1 rRNA gene is annotated in these 1,288 nt (G+C 55.6%); it reads left to right on the top strand.

What is annotated here, in order from left to right:
- Positions 1 to 1,288: ribosomal RNA gene (locus ACPOLA_RS19140) — 23S ribosomal RNA — on the top strand; the annotation flags it as partial.

Raw genomic sequence — 1,288 nt, 5'->3', positions numbered from 1 at the left:
GTGGGCGAGTCTGAGATGTGATGCCGACCCCGTAGGGGGGAAGTGGGTGATCCTATGCTGTCGAGAAAAACCTCTAGCGAGCCGTGAGCCGCCCGTACCCGAAACCGACTCAGGTGATCAGGTAGAGAATACCGAGGCGATCGAGACAACCATGGTTAAGGAACTCGGCAAAATGCCCCCGTAACTTCGGGAGAAGGGGGGCCCGGATCGTGTACCCACTTGCTGGGGAAGCGTGAAGGGCCGCAGAGACCAGGCCCAAGCGACTGTTTACTAAAAACACAGGTCCGTGCGAAGTTGTAAGACGATGTATACGGACTGACTCCTGCCCGGTGCTGGAAGGTTAAGAGGACGGGTTAGACGCAAGTCGAAGCTCAGAATTTAAGCCCCAGTAAACGGCGGTGGTAACTATAACCATCCTAAGGTAGCGAAATTCCTTGTCGGGTAAGTTCCGACCTGCACGAATGGAGTAACGACTTGGGCGCTGTCTCAACCATGGACTCGGCGAAATTGCACTACGAGTAAAGATGCTCGTTACGCGCGGCAGGACGGAAAGACCCCGGGACCTTTACTATAGTTTGGCATTGGTGTTTGGTTCGGCTTGTGTAGGATAGGTGGGAGACTGTGAAGCAGCCACGCCAGTGGTTGTGGAGTCATCGTTGAAATACCACTCTGGTCGTACTAGATGTCTAACCTAGGGCCATGATCTGGTTCAGGGACAGTGCCTGATGGGTAGTTTAACTGGGGCGGTTGCCTCCCAAAGAGTAACGGAGGCGCTCAAAGGTTCCCTCAGCCTGGTTGGCAATCAGGTTTCGAGTGTAAGTGCACAAGGGAGCTTGACTGTGAGACAGACATGTCGAGCAGGGACGAAAGTCGGAACTAGTGATCCGGCCACTGCGAGTGGAAGCGTGGTCGCTCAACGGATAAAAGGTACCCCGGGGATAACAGGCTGATCTTCCCCAAGAGTCCATATCGACGGGATGGTTTGGCACCTCGATGTCGGCTCGTCGCATCCTGGGGCTGGAGTAGGTCCCAAGGGTTGGGCTGTTCGCCCATTAAAGCGGCACGCGAGCTGGGTTTAGAACGTCGTGAGACAGTTCGGTCCCTATCCGCCGCGCGCGTAGGAAACTTGAGAAAGGCTGTCCCTAGTACGAGAGGACCGGGATGGACGAACCTCTGGTGTGCCAGTTGTACCGCCAGGTGCAGGGCTGGTTGGCTACGTTCGGAAGTGATAACCGCTGAACGCATCTAAGCGGGAAGCACGTTTCAAGATGAGGTTTCCCACCCCCTT

The sequence above is a fragment of the Nocardioides proteolyticus genome, from assembly GCF_051280635.3.
In the GTDB taxonomy this organism is placed as follows: domain Bacteria; phylum Actinomycetota; class Actinomycetes; order Propionibacteriales; family Nocardioidaceae; genus Nocardioides.
This window is presented reverse-complemented; position numbering and strand designations above follow the sequence as displayed.